The organism is uncultured Maritalea sp. (assembly GCF_937139385.1).
Lineage (GTDB): Bacteria > Pseudomonadota > Alphaproteobacteria > Rhizobiales > Devosiaceae > Maritalea > Maritalea porphyrae_A.
Window position 1 is genome coordinate 1 of the sequence record NZ_CAKZPW010000391.1, and the last position, 8,168, is coordinate 8,168.

10 protein-coding genes are annotated in these 8,168 nt (G+C 50.4%); 6 read left to right on the top strand and 4 right to left on the bottom strand.

Going from position 1 to position 8,168, the window contains the following annotated elements; all coding sequences use genetic code 11:
* The coding region (locus tag Q0231_RS15565) for a hypothetical protein (protein ID WP_299348970.1) at positions 1-475 on the top strand (475 nt) is incomplete at its 5' end.
* A gap of 134 nt (positions 476-609) precedes the next feature.
* Positions 610-2,547 carry a 1-deoxy-D-xylulose-5-phosphate synthase gene (gene dxs / locus Q0231_RS15570; RefSeq protein ID WP_299348973.1) on the top strand — a complete coding sequence of 646 codons (1,938 nt, stop codon included), beginning with the start codon at positions 610-612 and terminating at the stop codon, positions 2,545-2,547.
* Between the two features lie 24 nt (positions 2,548-2,571).
* On the opposite strand, the gene Q0231_RS15575 is transcribed toward dxs, so the two are convergent.
* Positions 2,572-2,847 carry a DUF2312 domain-containing protein gene (locus tag Q0231_RS15575; RefSeq protein ID WP_269394906.1) on the bottom strand — a complete coding sequence of 92 codons (276 nt, stop codon included), beginning with the start codon at positions 2,845-2,847 and terminating at the stop codon, positions 2,572-2,574.
* 227 nt (positions 2,848-3,074) lie between these two features.
* On the opposite strand from Q0231_RS15575, the gene Q0231_RS15580 reads away from it, so the two are divergent.
* The 4 genes from Q0231_RS15580 to Q0231_RS15595 all read left to right on the top strand — a co-directional run bounded on the left by Q0231_RS15580 (position 3,075) and on the right by Q0231_RS15595 (position 5,913).
* On the top strand, positions 3,075-3,527 hold the full coding sequence (locus tag Q0231_RS15580; RefSeq protein WP_269394907.1) for a DUF1036 domain-containing protein: 453 nt from the start codon (positions 3,075-3,077) through the stop codon (positions 3,525-3,527).
* An 11-nt stretch (positions 3,528-3,538) separates the two neighbouring features.
* On the top strand, positions 3,539-4,975 hold the full coding sequence (pyk, locus tag Q0231_RS15585) for a pyruvate kinase (protein WP_269394908.1): 1,437 nt from the start codon (positions 3,539-3,541) through the stop codon (positions 4,973-4,975).
* Positions 4,976-5,095: 120 nt separating this feature from the next.
* Positions 5,096-5,524, top strand: a complete 429-nt coding sequence (locus tag Q0231_RS15590) for a MerR family transcriptional regulator (protein WP_299348979.1) — start codon at positions 5,096-5,098, stop codon at positions 5,522-5,524.
* On the top strand, positions 5,521-5,913 hold the full coding sequence (locus tag Q0231_RS15595) for a carboxymuconolactone decarboxylase family protein (RefSeq protein ID WP_269394910.1): 393 nt from the start codon (positions 5,521-5,523) through the stop codon (positions 5,911-5,913). The genes Q0231_RS15590 and Q0231_RS15595 overlap by 4 nt, the downstream gene beginning before the upstream one ends.
* 87 nt (positions 5,914-6,000) lie before the next feature.
* Here the strand turns inward: Q0231_RS15595 and Q0231_RS15600 are convergent, their stop codons facing one another.
* The 3 genes from Q0231_RS15600 to Q0231_RS15610 form a co-directional block, all read right to left on the bottom strand.
* Positions 6,001-6,339, bottom strand: coding sequence for a P-II family nitrogen regulator (locus Q0231_RS15600; RefSeq protein WP_299348982.1), 339 nt, complete (start codon positions 6,337-6,339; stop codon positions 6,001-6,003).
* 23 nt (positions 6,340-6,362) lie between these two features.
* Positions 6,363-7,571, bottom strand: a complete 1,209-nt coding sequence (locus Q0231_RS15605; RefSeq protein ID WP_269394912.1) for an ammonium transporter — start codon at positions 7,569-7,571, stop codon at positions 6,363-6,365.
* A 164-nt stretch (positions 7,572-7,735) separates the two neighbouring features.
* On the bottom strand, positions 7,736-8,168 hold a 433-nt coding region (locus Q0231_RS15610), incomplete at its 5' end, for a hypothetical protein (RefSeq protein WP_299348985.1).

Genomic DNA, 8,168 nt, shown 5'->3' on the forward strand with positions numbered 1-8,168 from the left:
AACGCCAACCTCATCGTCAGCTGATGCGCAAAAAGCACTTGAGATCATCCTAAATCGCCAAAACGGCGCAGCGGAAGTACAACAAAAGACCGCAAAACAAGATCCCAAATCTCAGTTCCCTGCCAATATCAAAGCTGCATTGGCAACCGCCTCGTTACACACTGACTTCAGTGATTTCGGATCGATTCTAAGAAACGTCAAATCTGGCAACACGAAATCCGCACCAAGCTCCACGCTTGTCAATATTGCCACGCGTGCAGGCCAGTTCTTCGAACCAGAAAGCGAAGACGAATTCAGCTTTGAATCTGATCCGAACAAACTGGAACAAGGCCGCTTTGCAATTATGTTTGAACCAGATGTTGGCGATCTAGCACCCACTTCTGTGTTGGGCAATTTGACACAGCTTGGCTTTGCCCCAATGGCACAGCCGCGCGCCGCACCAACAATTGGCTTCAAAACCGCCAGCACATTGTAGTTTTCGCCAATAAATATGCAAAAAACAGCGACCTTTCGTCACCCACTGGTTGCACCTTTGCACCTGTAGGTTTAAATCTCGTTGGATCACAAAGGGCGCACTGATTGTCCTAATTGCGATAAAGTGAGGCATGAGTGACAAAACGCCCTGAAACACCCATCTTGGATGGCATTGAAAAGATCGACGATCTACGCACATTGCCGCGCGACCAAATTCGCCTGCTGGCAGATGAGGTGCGCGCGGAAATGATCGATGCTGTATCGGTTACGGGCGGTCATCTGGGCGCAGGTCTGGGTGTGGTTGAACTGTCAGTCGCTTTGCATCATGTTTTCAATACCCCGGATGATAAAATCATCTGGGATGTTGGCCACCAAGCCTATCCGCACAAGATTCTTACCGGCCGCCGTGAACAAATGCGCACCTTGCGCAAAGAAGGTGGCATCTCTGGTTTTACAAAACGCGGAGAAAGCGAATTCGACCCATTTGGTGCGGGCCACTCTTCAACTTCAATTTCTGCCGGCCTAGGCATGGCTGTTGCCGCTGACCTTAAAAGGGAAAAGCGCAACATTATCGCCGTTATCGGTGATGGGGCCATGTCAGCGGGCATGGCTTATGAAGCCATGAACAATGCCGGGGCAATGGATGCGCGATTGATCGTTGTTCTTAATGACAACGACATGTCGATCGCCCCACCAACAGGGGCCATGAGCGCCTATTTGGCCAGGCTCGTTTCGGGCAAAGCCTATCGCTCAATCCGCGAGATCGCAAAAGGTCTCACCGAACATTTACCAAAGTTCGTTTCAGAAAAAGCCCGCAAGACAGAAGAATATGCGCGCGGCTTTTGGACCGGTGGCACCATGTTTGAAGAATTGGGCTTTTATTACATTGGCCCAATCGATGGACACAATTTGGATCACCTTTTGCCCATTCTCGATAACGTTCGAGACGCAGAAAACGGCCCAATTCTGATCCATGTGGTCACCCAAAAGGGCAAAGGCTACGAGCACGCCGAAAATGCTGCGGACAAATATCACGGCGTATCCAAGTTCAACGTGATCACCGGCGCACAATCTAAACCCGTCTCAAACGCCCCCTCCTATACCAGCGTGTTCGCTGAGGGCCTGATCCAAGAAGCTGAGCTTGATGAACGCATTGTGGCGGTAAATGCCGCCATGCCTTCTGGCACCGGGTTGGATAAATTTGCCAAGCAATTTGGCGATAGATGTTTTGATGTTGGGATCGCCGAACAACATGCGGTGACATTTGCCGCCGGCATGGCCACCGAGGGTCTAAGCCCGTTCTGCGCTATCTACTCCACGTTTTTGCAACGCGGATACGATCAAGTGGTGCACGACGTGGCCATCCAAAACCTGCCCGTTCGCTTTGCCATTGATCGCGCAGGTTTTGTGGGTGCCGATGGTCCGACCCATGCGGGCGCATTTGATACAGCATTTCTTGGTGCGATTCCGAATATGGTGCTGATGGCACCAGGTGATGAAGCCGAGCTTAAACACATGGTGCGAACCGCTGCTCAGTTCGATGAACACCCAATAGCTTTCCGTTTTCCACGCGGTGAAGGCGTTGGCGTTGAAATTCCAAGACGCGGTGAATTCTTGGAAATCGGCAAAGGGCGCATCTTGCGAGAAGGCAACTCGGTTGCCCTGCTTTCGTTTGGCGGACGCCTGAGCGAAACCATCGCCGCTGCAGAAATGCTCGCCACGTTTGGCATTTCAGCAACCGTAGCAGACGCGCGATTCGCCAAACCACTTGATGTTGACATGGTTGAACGGCTTGCCCGCGAACATGAAGTCTTGATCACCATCGAAGAAGGGTCAATTGGCGGTTTTGGAAGCTTTGTTTTGAACCACTTGGCGCTAAACGGTTTGCTTGATGGGGGCCTAAAATGCCGCCCAATGTTTATTCCAGACAAGCATTTTGACCATGCAGCCCAAGATAAAATGTATGCACACGCTGGCCTGGACCGGAATGCGATTGCAGCCACTGCCATGCGGGCGATTGGCAACGAAAAAGCCGCCAATCAGGTCATGTCTGGACTGATTGACGGCCGATAATTTTCTTAAGCGAATGATGAAGCGCTATGAGTAGGCTTCATCGTCAACTGGCGCAGAAGGGATCATCCCCAGCGCGTGCTTATAAAGGTCCAAAACAGCTTCATGTTCAGAGCGCTCATGGGCTTCTTGCTTGCGCAGCTTGATCACTTCTCGCAACACCTTAACGTCATAGCCATTGCCTTTGGCCTCGCCATAAACGTCACGAATATCCTCAGCGATCGATTTTTTTTCTTCTTCCAAACGCTCAATGCGTTCAACAAGAGCGCGCAACTGCTCGCGGGCGATAGTGGACTGTCCCATATCAATTTTCTTTCAAACGGTTCGCAAAACTGGTCTATATCTTTCGCCCATTGCACCTATTCAATGCAAGGTCAAAAGCCACTCATCCACCACCTGTTTTAAAAAAACTTCGCGCGTGAAGCCAAATCAGACACGATATCTCTTTTTACCGGTCACAGATCGGTCCCAAATCATTTATAACATGCAAAAATCGTAAAAAAATGTACGTAACTGGGAGCGTCGACACCTTGTCTTTTACCGACTTTAGTATAACAAAGGCCGCAATGAGAGTTGCACCGCTCATCCTCCTGCTGTCGTCTTTTTACTCAACGCCGGCATCTGCTGATCTGCGGATTTGCAATCAAAGTCAAAATTCGGTGGCCATCGCCATAGGCTTTCGCAGCGAAAAAGGCTGGCAGTCAGAAGGCTGGTGGGTGGCTGAACCGGAAAATTGCGCGGTCGTGTTCGATGGGCCTCTAAACGAACAACGTTCGCAATATTTCTATATTCACGCCGTAGATGATATCGGCGGAAATCGGTGGGATGGGCGCATTTTTATGTGCACCCGAGATAAGTCCTTCACAATCTTTGGTGAAAAGGACTGTCTAGCCCGCGGCTACGAAAGAACCGGCTTCATGGAAGTCGATACCAAGAAAAACAGAGATTGGACTGTTCAACTAACGGACGCCGATCTGCAATAGTTGGAGCACCAATGAGACGTCTACGCAAAGTCAAAATTCTCGCGACCCTAGGCCCAGCCTCAAACACTGAAGCCACAATCGAAGAGCTAGCCCGTGCTGGCGCAGACGTTTTCCGCATAAACATGAGCCACGCCAGCCACGAATTGTTGGCTGAAACCATGGCGAAAGTGCGTCGTGTTGAGAAAGCTGTTAAACGACCCATCGGCGTTTTGGTTGATTTGCAGGGCCCCAAGTTGCGTGTCGGCAAATTCAACACAGGCTCTGTTCAATTGGCCACCGGCGATGTGATCACCCTGGACACCGACACTTCTGAAGGCAATAAAACCCGCGTACACCTGCCTCATCCAGAAATTTTTGAAGCCATCGAAAAAGGCCACAAGCTGTTGCTTGACGACGGCAAAATCGAATTGCGCTGCATCAAAAAAACGGCTGACAAAATTGAATGCGAAGTCGTGCATGGCGGCAAATTGTCTGACCGCAAAGGCGTTAGCCTGCCTGACACATTGCTCGGGGTTGGCGCCTTAACGGAAAAAGATCGCGCTGATCTGCTCGCCGCATTGGAAGTGAAAGCGGACTGGATCGCCCTATCATTCGTTCAGCGTCCCGAAGACATTATCGACGTACGCAAAACCGTACAGGGCCGCGCAGGTATTTTGGCGAAGATTGAAAAGCCCCAAGCCATCGAGCGCTTGGAAGAAATCATCAAGCTCTCTGATGCGATTATGATTGCGCGCGGCGACTTGGGCGTGGAAATGCCTTTGGAAACCGTGCCAGGTTTGCAAAAGCGCATGATCCGCATGGCCCGCCAACAAGGCAAACCAGTTGTTGTTGCAACACAGATGCTTGAATCTATGATTGAAGCGCCAGTGCCAACACGTGCTGAAGTGTCTGACGTAGCCACCGCTGTTTACGAAGGCGCGGATGCCGTTATGCTTTCAGCCGAATCTGCTGCAGGTGACTTCCCCGTACAAGCCGTCGCCACCATGAACCGTATTGCGGTCGCTGTGGAACAAGATGGTCTTTATCAGTCCATCATTCGCCGCCAAAACATCGAACCAGAAGCAACCGCCGCCGATGCCATATCTGCATCTGCCCGCCAAGTGGCTGAAACGCTCGATCTGGCCGCAATTGTCACCTACACCTCATCCGGCTCCACAGGTATTCGCGCCGCGCGTGAGCGCCCCGAAAAGCCGATTGTGGCGCTATCGCCCAAATTGGCAACCGTTCGACGCCTATCCCTCGTTTGGGGTCTACATTGCGTGCGTACCGACGACGCGGTGAACCTTGATGATGTGGTGGATCGCGCTTGTTCAATTGCTTATCGTGAAGGCTTTGCACGTCCGGGCGACCGGGTTGCCATTACCGCTGGTGTGCCTTTGGGCACGCCGGGCGCCACCAACATGCTGCGCATCGCATTTGTTGGACAAGATGGTGTTGGATCATCGTAGGAACAACTATACTGAGCGACTACCGAAGATTTCAAATACCCGCCTTTTTGGCGGGTATTTTTTTATTATGAGCTTGACCTGGAGCGCACTCCAGCACCTACAAGTAATCAAGCAAACCTAATGAGAAGCAAAATGTATATCGGCGAACTGGCAAAAACCTGCAATGTAAGCATCGATACACTCCGCTATTATGAGAAAATCGGATTGATCAAAAATGTTCCTCGTGACGCCGGTGGACGCCGGGTCTATGGCCCAAGTTTTGTGGCTTGGCTCAACTTTATCAAAGTGCTCAAAGCCACAGGCATGCCACTGAAAGACATGCTTGCCTATGCGGCTCACCGCCAAACAGGGCCCTCATCCAATCAGGACAGATGTGATCTTCTACAAGTGCATGAACTTCGCATCAAACAAACAATTATAGAACAAGAAGGCTGCTTGGCTTTAGTTCAAGACAAAATTGCTGCCTATCAATCTGCAATTGCCAAAAGCACAGATATTCCCATTTCCGTTTGCATGACTGATCATTTCAACAAACGAGAAAACAAATGACAAAAAGTGCCCTTCAAGCAGGTCGCAACCTCACCAACTCATTCAACCCAACACTGGAAAAAACACTGGCGGACCGATACGATGAGGACGTACCCGAGTTTGCAGAAACCTTAATTGAATTCGCTTATGGCCGCATTTACGCGCGCGAGGGTTTGGATTTGAAAACACGCCAGCTCATTACCATTGGAGCACTTACCGCTCTGGGTGGTCAAACAGCGCCTCAACTCGAAATCAATATTGAACATGCACATGCCGCGGGTGCAACAAAAACTGAGATTTTTGAGACCATTATGCAGATGTCGCTTTATGGCGGTATGCCTGCAGCAATCAATGGACTGAATGTCGCCAAACAATTCTTTGCTCAACTCGAGCCCAATCAACACCCATAAATACATAACGCGCCAATCGGTGGAAGAACTGATAAGGGTCCAACTCTCCCACGTGATTGGCGCGTTCAATCTTGAAACGGGCGCTGTCTAAAGCGCGCTTTCGCCACTCTCCCCCGTGCGTACACGAATAGCCGCCTCAAGATCTAAGACAAATATTTTGCCATCCCCAATTTTGCCTTCCGAAGCTGTTTCGCGAATTGCATCCACAGCTTTGTCCAATTTGTCGTCGGGAACAGCGATTTCTAGCTTCAATTTCGGCACATATGAGATTTCGTATTCGGCTCCCCGATAGATTTCGGTGTGCCCACGTTGCCGCCCATAACCGCGAACTTCCGTCACGGTCATGCCCGAAATATCCAACGCGCCTATCGCATCACGCACCTCATCCAACTTGTGCGGTTTAATGATCGCGATAATGAATTTCATACGTCCTCCAATCAAATAAATGGCTAGTTTCGGTAGCCAGTTTCACCGTGCACAGCCAAATCAAGCCCAGTGGTTTCCGCTTCTTTATCGACACGTAGGCCGACAAGCTTCTTTGTGATCCACACAATAACCACAGTTACCACCAATGACCAAATCGCAGTTACAACAACCCCAATGGCTTGTACGCCAAATTGGCTCATGGCGTTCATTCCATCTGCGTAGCCCGCTGCGCCCGATCCAAAGGCGAGCAAGAAAGCCAGCAACAATGTGCCCGTAGCTCCACCAATGCCGTGCACAGCAAGCACATCAAGCGAGTCGTCAATGTTCATTTTGTGCTTCACAAAATCAACCGCATAAAAACAAATAACACCGCCGGCTAACCCCAACAAAATGGCTCCCATTGGACCAACAGAGCCAGACGCTGGGGTAATTGTTGCCAACCCAGCAATGGTGCCTGTCACGATGCCCACAATGCTCGGACGTCCAAATTTGACCCATTCAATCACCATCCACACAAGCGAGGCAGTTGCCGCACTCAGATGCGTCACCAATATTGCCATGGTTGCATCGCCATTTGCCGCAACCGCACTGCCACCGTTAAAGCCAAACCAGCCGACCCACAAAAGCGAAGCACCAACCATGACCATCCAAGGGGCATGCGGCGGACGCACACCACTGGGGAACCCATTTCGCGCGCCAAGCATCAATGCAATCACCGCTGCGGACACACCAGCGGTCACATGCACCACGATGCCGCCAGCAAAATCAATAACGCCAAGCTGGGCAAGCCAGCCGCCGCCCCATACCCAATGGGTAACAGGCACATAGACCAGCATCAGCCAAGCGCCTGCGATAATAAGAACAGCTGAAAACTTAATCCGCTCCACAAAAGCGCCAACCATCAATGCTGGTGTGATCACTGCGAACGTCATCTGAAAGATCACCCAAAGGCTCTCAGGAATGGTACCGCTTAAACTGTCACGCTCCATACCCACCAAGCCAATACGGCTTAGCCCACCGATGAGCGCATTGCCTTCGGTAAAGGCAAGAGAATAGCCAAACATGAACCAAAGAATCGATGCCAAACAAGCAATCGCCACACAATGCATCAACACAGACAATATGTTTTTTGCCTGCACAAGACCTGCATAGAACAAGGCCAAGCCTGGCATTGTCATCAATAAAACGAGCGCTGTGGCAGTTAATATCCAGCTCGTGTCTGCACCATTCATTTTCAACTTCTCCCGAAACACAAAATGCCTATTTTTTAGGCAGAGCCACATTGTTGCCTATTTTTTGGAAAAAGTCAAAGCTGCTCAATTTTTGGGCATAGCCAGCGCCGAACAAAAAAAGGGAGCCAGCCGGCTCCCTTTTCAATTCATATTACGTCCAATTATTAGGCAACAAACTCCACGAAGTCAGTGGCGCTCAAACCAACCACGTCGGACAATTCAGATGTATTGTCCAAAGTCGCAATGTGACGACGGCTGGCACTCGTGCTCCAGTCGTTATCGTACCAAAGCTCAGCTTTGTTGGTGGAGGTGTTAAACACCATCACATAAGCTTCAATCGCAGCTCCGGTATCACCGGTGATTTGACCCGATGACAAGCCGGTTTGCAGCTCGATCATTTTATGATTGTCCGCCGTACCCATAGACGTAATGCTAGAACGATTATCAACATAATCGTCTGTTGAGAGGGTCTGGCCGGCCGTTGTCGCAGTCGTATTGCCGAAGTCAAACAGATTGAAACCAATCTTGTCGGTGCCACTTACAAAGTCTTTGATTTTGTCTGTGGAGTTGGTGCCAACAAAGCGGAACTGATCAGAA

What these genes read in the sequence shown, in the direction of transcription:
- Q0231_RS15575 (WP_269394906.1), bottom strand. Translation starts at nt 2,847, where the DNA reads ATGGGACAGTCCACTATCGCCCGCGAGCAGTTGCGCGCTCTTGTTGAA.
- pyk (WP_269394908.1), top strand. Translation starts at nt 3,539, where the DNA reads ATGAGACGTCTACGCAAAGTCAAAATTCTCGCGACCCTAGGCCCAGCC.
- Q0231_RS15590 (WP_299348979.1), top strand. Translation starts at nt 5,096, where the DNA reads ATGAGAAGCAAAATGTATATCGGCGAACTGGCAAAAACCTGCAATGTA.
- Q0231_RS15595 (WP_269394910.1), top strand. Translation starts at nt 5,521, where the DNA reads ATGACAAAAAGTGCCCTTCAAGCAGGTCGCAACCTCACCAACTCATTC.
- Q0231_RS15600 (WP_299348982.1), bottom strand. Translation starts at nt 6,339, where the DNA reads ATGAAATTCATTATCGCGATCATTAAACCGCACAAGTTGGATGAGGTG.
- Q0231_RS15605 (WP_269394912.1), bottom strand. Translation starts at nt 7,571, where the DNA reads ATGAATGGTGCAGACACGAGCTGGATATTAACTGCCACAGCGCTCGTT.